12 protein-coding genes are annotated in these 14,914 nt (G+C 41.1%); 8 read left to right on the top strand and 4 right to left on the bottom strand.

The genetic code is table 11. The features are described from left to right. Positions 1 to 60 precede the first annotated feature (60 nt). The 3 genes from ACPPVU_RS22540 to ACPPVU_RS22530 are packed head-to-tail and all read right to left on the bottom strand — an operon-like array spanning position 61 to position 2,717. Complete coding sequence (locus tag ACPPVU_RS22540; protein ID WP_426668989.1) at positions 61 to 1,386, bottom strand: ABC1 kinase family protein; 1,326 nt, start codon at positions 1,384 to 1,386, stop codon at positions 61 to 63. After that, the gene (locus ACPPVU_RS22535; RefSeq protein ID WP_426668988.1) at positions 1,367 to 2,095 is read right to left on the bottom strand and encodes an HAD family hydrolase; all 729 of its coding nucleotides are present in this window, start codon (positions 2,093 to 2,095) and stop codon (positions 1,367 to 1,369) included. Before ACPPVU_RS22535 ends, ACPPVU_RS22540 begins: the two co-directional genes overlap by 20 nt. Then, positions 2,058 to 2,717, bottom strand: coding sequence for a TetR family transcriptional regulator C-terminal domain-containing protein (locus ACPPVU_RS22530; protein WP_426668987.1), 660 nt, complete (start codon positions 2,715 to 2,717; stop codon positions 2,058 to 2,060). The genes ACPPVU_RS22535 and ACPPVU_RS22530 overlap by 38 nt, the downstream gene beginning before the upstream one ends. A gap of 228 nt (positions 2,718 to 2,945) precedes the next feature. On the opposite strand from ACPPVU_RS22530, the gene ACPPVU_RS22525 reads away from it, so the two are divergent. From ACPPVU_RS22525 to ACPPVU_RS22500, 6 genes are all read left to right on the top strand, one after another. Next, positions 2,946 to 4,235, top strand: coding sequence for a DASH family cryptochrome (locus tag ACPPVU_RS22525; RefSeq protein WP_426668986.1), 1,290 nt, complete (start codon positions 2,946 to 2,948; stop codon positions 4,233 to 4,235). 321 nt (positions 4,236 to 4,556) lie between these two features. Beyond that, positions 4,557 to 4,982, top strand: coding sequence for a hypothetical protein (locus ACPPVU_RS22520; RefSeq protein WP_426668985.1), 426 nt, complete (start codon positions 4,557 to 4,559; stop codon positions 4,980 to 4,982). Positions 4,983 to 5,240: 258 nt separating this feature from the next. Further along, positions 5,241 to 8,042, top strand: coding sequence for a 2-oxoglutarate dehydrogenase E1 component (locus ACPPVU_RS22515; protein WP_426668984.1), 2,802 nt, complete (start codon positions 5,241 to 5,243; stop codon positions 8,040 to 8,042). 116 nt (positions 8,043 to 8,158) lie between these two features. Beyond that, positions 8,159 to 9,754 (top strand): 2-oxoglutarate dehydrogenase complex dihydrolipoyllysine-residue succinyltransferase, encoded by a 1,596-nt coding sequence (gene odhB, locus ACPPVU_RS22510; protein ID WP_426668983.1) that lies wholly within the window; start codon positions 8,159 to 8,161, stop codon positions 9,752 to 9,754. A gap of 77 nt (positions 9,755 to 9,831) precedes the next feature. Next, a complete protein-coding gene (locus ACPPVU_RS22505; RefSeq protein WP_426668982.1) occupies positions 9,832 to 10,005 on the top strand; it encodes a hypothetical protein in 174 nt (57 codons plus the stop codon). After that, a complete protein-coding gene (locus ACPPVU_RS22500; protein ID WP_426668981.1) occupies positions 9,992 to 10,363 on the top strand; it encodes a type II toxin-antitoxin system VapC family toxin in 372 nt (123 codons plus the stop codon). Before ACPPVU_RS22505 ends, ACPPVU_RS22500 begins: the two co-directional genes overlap by 14 nt. Before the next feature lie 11 nt (positions 10,364 to 10,374). On the opposite strand, the gene ACPPVU_RS22495 is transcribed toward ACPPVU_RS22500, so the two are convergent. Beyond that, complete coding sequence (locus ACPPVU_RS22495; RefSeq protein ID WP_426668980.1) at positions 10,375 to 10,836, bottom strand: DinB family protein; 462 nt, start codon at positions 10,834 to 10,836, stop codon at positions 10,375 to 10,377. Between the two features lie 75 nt (positions 10,837 to 10,911). Here ACPPVU_RS22495 and ACPPVU_RS22490 point away from each other — a divergent pair, with 75 nt between their 5' ends. Both ACPPVU_RS22490 and ACPPVU_RS22485 read left to right on the top strand, forming a co-directional pair. Further along, positions 10,912 to 13,083: a PQQ-binding-like beta-propeller repeat protein gene (locus tag ACPPVU_RS22490; protein WP_426668979.1), complete on the top strand. Its 2,172-nt coding sequence runs from the start codon at positions 10,912 to 10,914 to the stop codon at positions 13,081 to 13,083. Between the two features lie 95 nt (positions 13,084 to 13,178). Continuing rightward, entirely contained in the window at positions 13,179 to 14,906 is a 1,728-nt protein-coding gene (locus ACPPVU_RS22485) for an ArnT family glycosyltransferase (RefSeq protein WP_426668978.1), read from the top strand. The last annotated feature ends 8 nt before the right edge of the window (positions 14,907 to 14,914 follow it).

Genomic DNA, 14,914 nt, shown 5'->3' with positions numbered 1-14,914 from the left:
CAAAGCTGTTTTTATAAATAGGTTTTAAATCCAGTAACACAGAACCTTAGGTAATAGCACTTAGTATTCTAAAACCACATGCGGCTTATAGGTATCCGTCTTCACTTCTGCTTTTAACTCATGCAAAATATTATATAAGCCGAAGTTGGTACGATTGACGTAGATAAAATGTTTTACGCCCCGGGCCTGTTTAAACTCGGGCATTTTGGATACTTTTTCGCCGAAGCCATACAGTTCGTCAAAGAATGCGGTTTCGCCAAAATCAAAGTGGTCGGTAATATAAGGTTTGGCAAACAAGCCGATCATTTGCCGATACATTTTGTAGTAAAATTCAATCTGAGCAGGCCTGTCATTTGGATGGATCATATCCAACTGGCGGAAAGCTTTGATCGTTTCTTCCCGGTTGTCCATCAGGCTGGTTGAGGTGAGCGAGAAGAAGGGATAATAAAAATCTTCGGGCATTTCTTTGATACAGCCAAAATCTATGATGCCCAGTTTACCTTCGGATGTGATCATAAAATTGCCGGGATGCGGGTCGGCATGCACAGCTCGCAGTTCGTGTTGTTGAAAGTTGTAAAAATCCCACAAGGCCTGGCCTATCTGGTTGCGTAACTCCTGTGATGGGTTAGTCTGCAAAAATTCGCGCAGGTGTTTGCCATCCAGCCAATCCATGGTGATGATGCGTTTGCTGGATAACTCGGGATAATACTTAGGAAACACAACATTATCCAAACCTGAACAGGCATTGGAGAATTCGATAGATCGCCGTACTTCCAATTCATAATCCGTTTCTTCCAGTAAGCGTTCTTCCACTTCTTTCATGTAGATGTCCAGTTCCTTTTCGCTCATGCCCAGCATACGGAAGGCAAATGGTTTTACCAGTTTCAGGTCGGACGAAATGGAATCACCAACACCGGGATATTGAATCTTTATAGCTAATTTTTTTCCATTCAATTCGGCTTGATGCACTTGCCCGATGGAAGCGGCGTTAGACGAACGGACATTAAACTTATCAAATATTTTATCAGGTGTTTTGCCAAAGTATTTTCTGAACGTCTGTACGATCAGCGGACCTGACAATGGAGGAGCATTATATTGCGATTGAGAAAATTTATCGACATAAGCCTGTGGTAACAGATTTTTGTCCATGCTCAGCATCTGCGCCACTTTAAGTGCGCTGCCTTTTAATTCACTTAATGATTCATAAATATCAGCAGCATTATCTTCATTCAACTCCGTCTTATCCATATCGGGATTAAAAAGCTTTTTAGAATAATGCTTAATGTAATTGCCGCCTATTTTAAAGCCTGTTTTAACAAATTTAGCCGAACGCTGTGTTTTGCTGGTTGGTATGCTGTTTTGTTCTTTAGGCTGATTCTCGCTCATCTTCATCTTTCTTAAATAGTTGTGCCAGCTTATGCGGAGTCAATTCCGTATAATCATTGATCACCAGGTCAACCGGGTGAAGGTTATTAGCATTGTGCGCCGTAGTTATTGCGACAACTTTCATACCTGCATCATTGGCAGCCTTTATCCCTGCCAGCGAATCCTCAAATACCACGCATCTTTCAGGTGGCATGTTCAGTTTCTCAGCCGCCTTTAGAAATATATCCGGGTTGGGTTTTGGTCTGTTCACCATAGATGTATTCACGATCTCATCAAAGTCACCACGAATAGGGATCTTGTTTAAGATGAAATCAATATCCTCGAAAGTTGCCGACGTGGCCATCGCCATTTTTACGCCATCGCTTTTCATCTCTGACAGAAAGCTCTCCAGTCCGTTTATTGCAACCACATAGGGGGCATATTCCTTCCTGTAAAATTCTTCTTTTTCATTAAGCAATTCTTTTAAACTGGCTTCATCCTGGTCGGCCCCGAAAAGTCTTTTCAGGGTCGTCATAATGGGCACACCACTTATCTCTGAATAATAAGTTTGCTTACTTAGCTCACCTAAGTTGTGCTTTTTAAAAAGCACCTGCCACGATTTAAAGTGGTAAGGTGTGTTGTCTATCAGGGTGCCATCCATATCGAAAATGGCTGCCCAGTTATATTCCTGTTTATACACCAAAGCCCATTTTTTCTGCGATACCACCATTTTTGGCTAAAAACTTGCCATACTCAAACAGGTTATCAATAGGTGAACGCTGAAACAGATCGAAGGTAACATTGACGCCTTTTTCAATGGCTTCATCAGTTTTTTCAAAACCGGTTGAACTGTCATTGATCCAGAAATGGAGCACAAAGCCAAATTGTACCCATAAGGCATCTTTATAACGTTTGCTGAAGAATTTACGATCAGATAATTCACCTGACTCAAGGCCTTCAGTTAATATTTCATTGCAGAAATTCTCGAATATCGTTCTTAACTCAGCAAACACCGGGGGCGTTGTAATGCTTTTGGGTTGTTTGTTTACGCTGTACACGGCGAAACTGCGTTGCTGCTTTAAAAGTTCGAAGAAAGCATAGAAGTAACTCAATGCCTTTTCGCGTGCTGAATATTGCGGCCAAACCTCTTGTCCTTTGATTTCGGCAAGTGTATTTGTGGCGATACCAGCCCATATATTTTGCTCAAGGGCCTTAAATGAGCCGAAATGATTATAAAATTCAGCTTCGGTCATTTCATTTTTTTTCGCGAAAACGTATACCGATTTGGGCTCTTCACCTTCGGTCAGTACGTAATCGACATAGGCTTTTTTGATGCTTTCAGTAGTAGCCATGATTAATTTATTTTGAGTGAATTGTCGTATAAAATTATGACTTATCAATTTTTAAAATGTCATACTTATCTATAATTAAACGGCAAATTTGCCCACTTGTTTTATGCTGTTTATCACCGGGAAAATGTTTACCTGATGTCAAATAATTTGCGGTAATTATGCGATAAGCTTAATTTATTGCAAATTTGGTGGTTAATTGATCTGCATTAGCGGCCCGAAATTATTTATATGAGTGAAAAAACGATATTGGTTTGGTTCAGGAACGATCTCAGGGTTCATGATAACGAAATATTGTTTGAAGCAACCCGGAAGGCGGATAAAGTATTGCCGGTATACATTTTCGATCCATTTTATTTCAAAACTACTGAGCTTGGATTGTTAAAGACAGGTAATATCCGTGCACGTTTTTTATTAGAATCCGTTGCTGATCTGCGCCATAATCTGCAGTCCCTTGGCGGAGAATTGATCGTTAAGACCGGAAACCCCGCCGAGATCATTCCGCTATTAGCACAACAATACCAGGTTAGTGAAGTGTATCATCACAGAGAAGTAGCTTTTGAAGAAACCCGCATATCGGAAGATGTGGAAGCGGCACTCTGGAAAATAAAACTGAACCTTAAACATTTTATAGGTCATACGCTATATCATAAAGAGGACCTGCCTTTCCCGATAAAGGATATTCCCGATAGTTTTGCTGTTTTTAAAAAGAAAGTAGAACGGGATAGCGAAGTGAGGCCATGCATAGAAACGCCGGATCATATTAATATTCCTGAAATTACTGATGCAGGAAACATCCCTACGCTAGTTGAACTCGGTTTGACAGAAGTTGTTGATGACCAACGCGCAGATTTTCATTATCAAGGCGGCGAAGCAACGGGCCTGCAGCAATTGACGCAGTATATTTTGAATAGTGGCCAAACTACTACAAAAGGGCCAAGGTATGCATCCCGGCTTTCGGCCTGGATATCATTAGGATGCCTTTCAATGCGCTGGGTGTACCGCGAGGTGACACAAGGCAGCCATAATTCCAACTCGCCGCTTGTGCTTGAACTGCTTTGGCGGGATTATTTTAGGTTCATGTTCAAAAAGCATGGCAAGCAATTTTTTAGTTCCGAAGAGATTACAGATGTGACTTCTGCTCAGGATGAGCTTTTTGAACAGTGGAAATCAGGTACTACAGGCGTTCCGTATATTGATGCCAGTATGCACCAATTGAACGCGACCGGTTATATGGACAATTATAACCGCCAGATTGTAGCAGGATTTTTAATAAATGAGTTAAAAGTGAATTGGACAAAGGGTGCTGCCTATTTCGAAGAGAAACTAATAGATTATTCGCCCGCAAGCAACATGGGTAACTGGGCGTTTGTAGCAGGTATAAATAATGACCCACGCGACAGCCGCTATTTCGTCGGGACTAAACAAGTTGCAGAGCTTGATACGCAAAGTCAATTTATAAGCACCTGGCAACCTATTTTTGAAGATGGCGATAGTCTTTCACCGGTTGTTCCGATATAAATAATTGAATTAAGTGTAATATTTCCTGATGTATTGCGTCTTAATATTATACCGATAGATCATGAATCCGTTTGAACAATATACGGTTATTATAGGAGCACTTGCCATACTTTTCGAAGGTATATCCTACCTGCGCGATTTTCTGCGCAAAATATTTCACCATAACCATTAATATCGTAACACTATCTGTAGGGTGTGTTTAAACCGAGATGTATAAGACATTCATCTTATCCTCAGAATCCAACTATAGCCGGTTTAGTAACGATTTTGAATATTGCAAGAAATTGAATATACTTGTGATAGCCAATGAGTTAAATCAGCATGAGAAGATCGTTTCTATTGATAATTTTGTTGTCGGCTCTTCTTTCGACATGTAAAAAAGATCAACTAACACCTGATGGAAAACCTTCAGCAGATGCTAAAAAGAATATTTTAAGAATAGATGCCAGTGCTGGGGCAAGCTATTATCTATCTGTTGCTGAATTTGATCCCAGTAAGGGGCAAAGCGTTGCTGACGCTACATATTATCTTTTAAAAAATGATCTGACAAGCCCTTATGAATGCGTATTCACTGCAACCCCTGGCAATATACTTTTCGTAGAAGTTTATACAACCGGACCTACCACAAGTTGTGATATATATTATAAAGGTATTAGGGTTACCTCAGATGGAGAAAGTGATATTTTTAATTCAAATAACGCAATTGCGCCCTCCCATACAAACATTACCTACCAAATACCCAACTAATTATAGGCACATTTATAGCAGGATCATTGGCTTGTTAGTGAATTCAGTCTGATAGCAGTATGGCAACAAAGGCCGGGCTGATGAAAAACGATTATTTTAAACCAATCGGTATATTATCCCCGTGCCATAATTCTATAAATCTCATTTTAGAGCAAAATTTTCTTTTTAAGCACACTAATAGGTAAGTTTTATAAATAAATTACAAAGTTTCTAAACCGATATGCTTAGATTTGTACCATCTTTAAGATTGGTTTTCAAATGGATCGCCTCAATTATATCAATAGCGGTAACGCTGCCTATATTAATTCACTCTACGAAGCTTATAAACAAGACCCCGAATCAATTGAATTTGGCTGGCAAAAATTTTTCGAAGGGTTCGATTTCGGACGTGAAACGCCTGTTCAGGCTATAGCGGGAGAAGAAACTCCTGTGCATTTTTTAAAAGAGATCAATGTGCTAAACATGATCAACGGCTACCGCACACGCGGGCACTTGTTTACTAAAACAAACCCCGTTCGTGAACGCCGTAAATATTTCCCCGGCAAAGAACTGGAAACATTTGGCTTAAGTGATGCCGACCTCGATACTGTTTTTAATGCAGGTGTTGAAGTTGGTATGGGCCCCGCCAAATTGCGTGATATCCACGATATGCTGGAACAAACCTATTGCCAGTCGATAGGTGCTGAGTACAAGTATATCCGCAACCCGATAAAAATAAAATGGTTTGAAGACCGCATGGAAAGCAAGCGTAATATGCCTTCGTTTGATACCGAAGAGAAGCTGAAAATGCTGGATAAATTGAACCAGGCCGTTGTTTTCGAAAATTTCCTTGGCACAAAATTCCTGGGTCAAAAACGTTTCTCGCTGGAAGGTGCTGAAGCTTTGATCCCTGCTTTAGATTCGGTTATTCAAAAGGGTGCCGATCTGGGTATACAGGAATTTGTAATTGGTATGGCACACCGCGGTCGTTTGAACGTGCTGGCCAATATCATGGAAAAAACCTACAAAGAGATATTTTCTGAATTTGAAGGTAAAAACTATGATGAAGAAGCAGGTTTTGGAGGTGACGTAAAATATCACCTTGGCTTTTCTACCGATGTTGTAACCAGCAACGGCAAAAATGTGCACCTGAGCCTTTGCCCTAATCCATCGCACTTAGAGGCGGTTGATCCGGTTGTAGAAGGCCTTACCCGTTCTAAAATTGATTTTAAATATAACGAAGATCATACCAAAATAGCTCCGATACTGATACATGGTGATGCTTCTGTGGCAGGCCAGGGTATTGTGTACGAGGTATTGCAAATGGAAAAGCTGGATGGCTACCGTACCGGTGGTACTATTCACCTGGTAATCAACAACCAAATAGGGTTTACCACTAACTTTAAGGATGCCCGTTCTAGTACTTATTGTACTGACGTTGCCAAAACAGTATTGTCACCGGTATTCCATGTGAATGGTGATGATGTGGAGGCATTAGTTTATGTAGTTAACCTGGCAATGGAATTCAGGCAGACATTTCATGATGACGTATTCATAGATATACTATGTTACCGCCGTTATGGTCACAACGAAGCGGATGAACCTAAATTTACTCAGCCATTATTATACAAAGCGATAGAGGCTCACCCTAATCCGAGGGATGTTTATTATCAGCAACTGCTTAGCCATGGAACGATTAATGAAAGCCAGGCAAAAGCTATGGAAAAAGGTTTCCGTGATCTGTTGCAGAAAAAGCTTGACGAATCAAAAGCAGAAGAAAGGTTTACTGAAACTATACAAATGTTTGAAGGCGCCTGGGAGGGATTGCACCTGGCTAGAGATATTGATTTTTCGGCACCGGCTAATACCGCTATTTCTAAAGAAGAGTTGATCAGTATAGGTAAAAAGATCACTGAGCTTCCGAAAGGTAAAGAATTCTTTAAAAAGATAGAAAAACTGTTTGACGAACGGGGCAAAATGGTGAACTCAACCCATTCATTTGATTGGGCAATGGGCGAATTGATGGCTTATGGTTCTCTGTTAAAAGAAGGTCATCCTGTAAGGTTAAGCGGCGAGGATGTGAAGAGGGGAACTTTCTCACATCGTCACGCAGTTTTAACACTCGCTGATTCTGAAGAAGAATATACACCGCTGGACACTTTGGATACCGAAGCTAAATTCACCATCTATAACTCCTTATTATCAGAATATGGTGTTTTAGGTTTTGAATATGGTTACGCCCTGGCAAACCCAAATGCTTTAACCATATGGGAAGCACAATTTGGCGACTTCTTTAACGGAGCGCAAATTATAGTTGACCAATACATTGCCAGTGCCGAAACCAAATGGCAACGCGGTAATGGCTTGGTAATGTTACTGCCACATGGGTATGAAGGACAGGGACCTGAGCATTCATCAGCACGTATTGAGCGTTTTATGGAGCTTTGTGCCGATAATAATATCCAGGTAGCTAATTGTACCACTCCGGCTAACTTCTTCCATGTTATACGCAGGCAGTTACATCGTGAGTTCCGCAAGCCACTGATCATTTTTACACCAAAAAGTTTGCTTCGTGCACCTAAATGTGTATCTCCGCTTGAAGACTTTACCGAAGGTAAATTCCAGGAAGTGATAGACGATAATTACGCAGATGCTAAGAAGGTAAAACGCGTATTGTTCTGCTCTGGTAAGCTATACTACGAGTTACTGGAAAAGCAACAGGCTGATCAGCGTAAGGATGTGGCTATTGTTCGTATTGAGCAATTGTACCCTACACCAGAACAGCAAATGATGAAGATCAAGGCTAAATACAGCAAGGCTACTGAGTTTATCTGGACACAAGAAGAACCAGAAAATATGGGTGCATGGCCTTATATGTGCCGCAAGTTCCGCAAGAGCGAATTGCAGTTGGATGTAATTTCACGTAATGAAAGCAGCAGTACAGCTACCGGATTTGCTAAGCAGCATATTTCACAGCAACAGCATATTATTGCCAAAGCTTTTGAAGCACCTGCCGGTAAAGCCGTAAAGGAAACTATTAAAAAGACAACAGAAAAAATGGCTAATGTAGCCGCTGACTAAAGGTTATACGTTCGACGTTGTACGTTATACGTCGGATACATTAATGCGAATACAGAAAAAACGTAGAACGTAATACGTATAGCGTAAAACGAAATAAAACCTACAACACCACTACTATGAGTTTAGATATAAAAGTTCCGCCGGTTGGCGAATCAATTACCGAGGTAACCTTGTCGCGCTGGCTAAAAAAAGACGGCGATAGTGTTGCGATGGATGAAGTAATTGCCGAGTTAGAATCAGATAAAGCAACATTTGAGCTTACTGCCGAAAAAGCCGGGACTTTAAAGACAATTGCCAAAGAAGGTGATGTGTTACCTATCGGTGCCGCTGTTGCCAGCATTAATGAAGGTGGTGCTGCACCCGCTGCCGCACAACCGAAACCAGAAGTGGTAGCTAATGCACCCGCTCCGGCACTTGCCGAAGCTGTTCCGGCTGCTTCTGCACCCGCATCGGGTGGAGGTTCATTACAGGTAAAAGTTCCCACAGTAGGGGAGTCTATTACTGAAGTGACTTTGTCACGTTGGATAAAAAAGGACGGCGATACCGTTTCAATGGATGAGGCCATTGCCGAACTGGAATCGGATAAAGCAACTTTTGAATTAACTGCTGAAAAAGCAGGTGTTTTAAAAACCATAGCTAAAGAAGGCGATGTGTTGCCGATTGGCGCTGTAGTTTGCACGATTGAAGGCGCAGGAAGCAGTGTTTCTGCACCGGTAACTCAACCTGTAGCGAGTGTTGCAGGTGCATCATCCGTAGCAGCTGCATCTACAGAAAAGACTTATGCATCAGGCACTCCATCGCCCGCCGCTGCAAAAATATTGGCTGAAAAAGGAATAAACCCGGCATCAATTCCCGGTAACGGTGTTGGCGGACGTATAACAAAAGCCGATGCATTAACTGCAGTTACTGCCGACCTGGTTTCTGAAAATCCTCAAGGCGGTAAGAAGTCCGACGTCGGAAGTCAGAAAATAGAAGTAAAGACTCAAGACTCAGGACTTAAGACTCAAGACCCATCGAGAGAACGCCGTGAAAAGATGTCGCCTTTACGTAAAACCGTAGCTCGCAGACTGGTGGCAGTGAAAAACGAAACTGCCATGCTGACTACGTTTAATGAAGTTGACATGTCGCCCATAATGGAGTTACGTGCTAAATACAAGGATAAATTTAAAGAGAAACATGGTGTAGGCTTAGGCTTCATGTCGTTCTTCACAAAGGCAGTTTGCGAGGCTTTAAAAGAATGGCCCGCAGTAGGTGCACGCATTGAAGGCGAAGAAGTAGTTTACAGCAATTTCGCTGATATCTCTATAGCAGTATCTGCCCCTAAAGGACTGGTAGTGCCTGTGATCCGTAATGCAGACAAGATGGGCCTTGCCGATATTGAAAAAGCAGTTGCTGCGCTGGCAGTAAAAGCCCGTGATAATAAATTAAGTCTTGAAGAAATGACCGGCGGCACATTTACCATTACCAATGGTGGTGTGTTTGGTTCGATGATGTCTACACCGATCATTAACTCGCCACAATCAGCTATTTTGGGTATGCACAATATTATTGAGCGTCCTGTAGCAGTGAACGGCCAGGTAGTGATCAGGCCGATGATGTATGTGGCCTTATCGTATGACCACCGCATCATTGATGGCCGTGAGTCGGTAAGCTTCCTGGTAAGGGTAAAACAATTACTGGAAGATCCTGCAAGATTGCTGTTGGGAGTTTAATAGAAATTATCTCATAAAATATAGAAACCGGGTTTTTTGTTGGATCTGTATTTTACAAGAAATAAGTATATTTGTATATGGCGAAAATAATTGTAGTCGATAAATCAACCACCAGAAGCAAACTTGATGCGGAGTTAACAAAGCTTCCCAATAAAAAAGCATCAATTGATCTGAATAAATATTTTGGTAAAATAAAGTTTGGCGTTGATGGGTTGGATTATCAATTAAAAATAAGAGATGAATGGAGATAGAATTGTTGTTGATACTTCATTAATTATCAATTTATTTAATGGTGTTAAAGAAGTTCAAGAGCTAATAACTGATCGTAATCTGTTTGTATCTATCATTTCTGAAATAGAAGTTCTCAGCTTTCCCAATATTTCTACTAAAGACTCGGAGTTATTAAAAAACTTTCTATCTGAATGTTATATTGTTGACATAGAGCCTACTATCAAAGAAATTACAATTGATATAAGATCAAGATTTAAAGTAAAACTACCTGATGCAGTTATAGCTGCTACTGCAATATATTTTGATTTGCCATTGTTCACAATGGATAAAGGCTTCAAAAAAATAACTGATTTGCAGGCGGTTATTTTGTCATTGTAAGCTTTATTTTTTTATTTAATCACCAATCTCTTCAACGCCGTTACACATCCAGAGTGCAGCCCTTCGTGAAACGGAATAAAACTAATAGCTTCATCAATATTAGCAAGCTCAACACCATAGCGTGTGGTCCATCCAGTGTATCCTTCAAAAATGTGATTGTTATAATCAGCCTCTAATTGGTCAAGTGTGCTGAATAAAAGCGTTTTGATGTTTTCTATTTCTTTAGCGTCAACCGGTCCTGCGGGTTTTGAGCCTGATTTATAAGCATTAATAAAGTCTTCACTAAGTTTTGGTGTTAATCCGGCCCTGATATAGCATACGCCTTGTTGAGCAGCTATCATGTGGCCCAGGTTCCAGATGATGTTATTATTAAAGCCTTCGGGGACCTTGTTTAGTTGTTCGATGGTAAGATCTTTTAAATTTTCAAGTAAAAAAGACCGAGTTTTTTTGATGATTTCAATTTGTTTGGTCATGGTGAGTAAATATAGGCCAATTCTAAATATTATCAATAAATTAGCACTTCAACCAGCCCTAAATTGAAACCTGAGATGACCTACAGAAAAGCGCTTACCGGCTTATGTATCCTGTCTGCATTTTTAAATTCCTGCAAAAACAATAATTCATCAGATGAAACTACTACCTGGAAAGTATATGGAGGCTCAAAAAAGTCACAGCATTATTCTTCATTAAAACAGATCGATACCACTAATGTGAATCAATTGCAAGTCGCCTGGGTTTACCATACTAATGATGCAGATACGGTGGCGCATTCGCAAATACAGTGTAATCCCATTATGGTTAATGGCTTGCTTTATGGCACTACACCTAAATTAAAATTGTTTGCTGTGGATGCTGCAACCGGCGTAGAAAAGTGGGCGTTTAATCCGGCAGGTAATACTAATTCATCACCCATGAGTTTTGGGATGAACAATAACCGCGGTGTAACCTATTGGGAAGATGGTGATGATAAAAGGATACTGTATTGTGCTGGCTCAAATATTTATGCTGTAAATGCGGAGAGCGGTCAGTTAATAACAAGCTTTGGTGATGGTGGCAAAGTTGATTTGCATAATGATTTAGGTCGTGATGCTAAGGATATGTACGTTACCGCAACATCACCGGGTATCATTTATAAAAATCTTTACATCATTGGCAGCAGGGTAAATGAAACTGCCGATGCCGCACCTGGTCATATACGAGCCTATGATGTAAAGACAGGGAAATTTAAATGGATATTCCATACCATACCTTACCCGGGGGAATATGGCTATGGTACATGGGAAGACAGCACCGCATACAAGCATATCGGTTCAGCCAACAGTTGGTCGGGTTTTAGTTTGGATGAGAAAAGAGGTTTGCTGTTTGCACCTACAGGTTCGGCGGCTTATGATTTTTATGGCGGCAAAAGGAAGGGTACGGGACTGTTTGCCAACTGCGTACTTGCATTGGATGCGGCCACAGGTAAATTGATATGGCATTACCAGGTGATACATCATGATATATGGGATAAAGACCTGCCTACTGCACCGGTACTGGTTACCATTAAGCATGATGGTAAAGATGTTGACGCGGTTGCACAACCCACCAAGCATGGGTTTATATTTGTATTAGACAGGACTACCGGAAAGCCTTTATTTCCGGTTAAAGAAACTACAGTGCCAACCAATTCTGAATTAATTGGCGAGAAACCATGGCCAACACAACCGATTCCATCATTACCTGTACCGTTTACAAGGCAGAATATCACTAGTAAAGATATTAATCCATATCTGTCCGATAGCTCAAAAGCAGAAGTGTTGAAACAGCTTAGCGGCTATCGCTACGGCAGCATGTTTTTGCCACCGGGTAAAAGGCCATCGATTATTTTCCCTGGCTTTGATGGCGGGGCAGAGTGGGGTGGACCGGCTTTTGATCCAACAACAGGTTTGCTGTATGTAAATGCGAACGAAATGGCCTGGATAATGACCATGATCGATTCAAAGCAGGAGGCACCTAAATCGGAAACGATTAATCAGGCTGGGCAGCGTTTATTTACCAATAACTGTATGGGCTGCCATGGACAGGACAGAAAAGGGACTGGGAATTTCCCGTCGCTGATCAATGTCGGATCAATGTATAAGGACGCACAAATAAATGCGATATTGCAAGGCGGCCGCAGGATGATGCCTTCATTCAAGCAACTCAGTGACCAGGAAAGGCAGGCTATTATATCCTATATCACCGAAAATAAAAAGACAGGAGTTAATGCCTTTATCGCCGCTCATAAAGCGGTTGACCCTTATTTGGATATCCCGTATCAGATGACCGGCTATAACAAATTCTTATCCAAAGAGGGCTATCCGGCTATCTCGCCACCTTGGGGAACTTTAAATGCCATCAACCTGAATACCGGAAAATTGGCCTGGCGTGTGCCATTGGGTAATGATACCGCATTTGCCCAAAAAGGCAGGCCGGCAACCGGAACGGAAAACTATGGCGGCCCGGTAGTGACCGCTGGTGGATTGATATTTATAGCGGCAACTAAGGACGGAAAAATAAGAGCATTTAATAAACGTAATGGCAAGCTTGTGTGGGAGGCAAAGCTCCCGGCATCTGGTTTTGCTACGCCAAGCGTATATGAAATGGGTGGTAAAGAGTATCTGGTAATTGCTTGCGGCGGCGGTAAGTTAAAGACAAAATCTGGTGACGCCTATGTTGCGTTTGCTTTACCAAAACAATAGAAGGCATTATAATTCGATTAAAATTCTCCCCTAACTGGGGAGATTTACAGGAGGCTGATTATTTTGTCTAAATTTGCAGCTTCAATCTATAATGAATGCCATTGTCCCATTCAAATAATCCTCTAACAAAGGAAAACCCGGATAAAGCTATCTGGTATTTTTTATTTTTCTGGACAGTTTTAAACGCCCTGCAAGCCTATACCTTAGAAATTCATGCTGACGAAGCGTATTACTGGCTTTATTCGCGTTTTTTAGATTGGGGTTACTTTGACCATCCGCCAATGGTGGCCATCTATATCAAAATTGGCGATAGCCTGGTACATAGTGAGTTTGGCCTGCGTTTGATGACGGTACTTTCAAGCACCTTGTCGTTGTATATATTATGGCTCATCGTAAAAAAGTATGCGATAGAGGCCAAATGGTTTATCCTGGTTGTATCGGGCGTGTTCATTTTTCACCAGTATGGTTTTACTACCACCCCCGATGCTCCGCTGTTCCTGTTCACCGCGCTGTTTTATTATATCTATCAAAAATATATTGATGATGATCAAATAAAATGGGCGCTATTGCTGGGAGTTATAATTGCATGCCTGCTTTATAGTAAATATCATGGAATATTGCTGGTTGGCTTTACCTTGCTATCCAATATCAAATTACTTAAACGTTGGACTTTCTGGGTGATCGCCGGGTTAGCAGTGATATTATATATTCCTCATATTTTATGGCAGATCGATCATGGTTATCCATCTGTTAATTACCATCTTTATGAGCAGTCCACCTATCATTACCAGTTTTCTCAAACCTGGACCTACTTTCCAGGGCAACTGTTAATGGCGGGACCGATCATTGGCGTCTTCCTGTTTTATTATGCGTTCAGGGCACGTATTAAGGATGCGTTTACCCGCGCATTGATGGTGAACAGCGTGTTTACTTTTCTCTTTTTCTTGTCGAGCAGTTTTAAAGGCGAGGTGCAGCCGCAATGGACATTGATCGCTTTTGCACCGCTGGTATTGCTGGTGCTTATTCAGTTTAAACAGGTAGGTAACTGGAAACAGTGGTTTCAATGGGTGGCTATTGTTAATCTTATATTTATCGTAGTCCTTAGGGTGATGCTTATTACTGCTTCTCCGCTGATAAGAAAAGTTGGACAATTAAAAAGCTTATTCGGATTTAAGCAATGGGCCTATGATATCCGGCAAAAAGTTGGTGATAATTATGTAATCCTGAATGATGGTTTCCAAAACGCATCAAAGTATGATTTTTATAATAATACTACTAAAGGTTTTGCCTATGATGAACGCTATTACCGGCTTACACAGTTTGATATTTGGCCTATAGAAGAAGGTATGCAGCACCAAAAAGCTTACTGGATGTCTAAATATCCTGTTAAAGGTTTAACTACAGATACGCTGAACACAACAGGTGGCTTATGGTATGGAGGCTGGGTAAATGATGTGCGCACTTATCAAAAGGTAAAAGTGGAAATGGCCTCCTACAAGATCAAGGCAAAGGCCGGCGAGAAAATAGTTTTCGATCTGAATATCACAAATCCGTATCCATACACAATAAATTTCAGCAATACTGGTTATGAACACCGGGTTATGTTTGAAGCTTGTTTATTTAAAGGACCGGATATTAGTGGTGTGCAGGAAGCAGGCAGTGATTTTAATGAATTGACATTAAAACCACATGAGAGCAAGCATTATAGCTTTACCTTTGTCGCACCAAAAGAAAAAGGTGAATATACGATCATGTTTTCTCTGAGCACAGATCCATTCCTGGGTAGCAAGAATAGCAGGATCATTAGTTTAATAACTGAATAACGAATACC

Origin of the sequence: Mucilaginibacter sp. McL0603 (assembly GCF_049992945.1) — a bacterium.
Classification (GTDB): Bacteria; Bacteroidota; Bacteroidia; order Sphingobacteriales; family Sphingobacteriaceae; genus Mucilaginibacter.
Note: the sequence above shows the minus strand (reverse complement) of the source record. Positions and strands in the feature narration are given on the sequence as shown.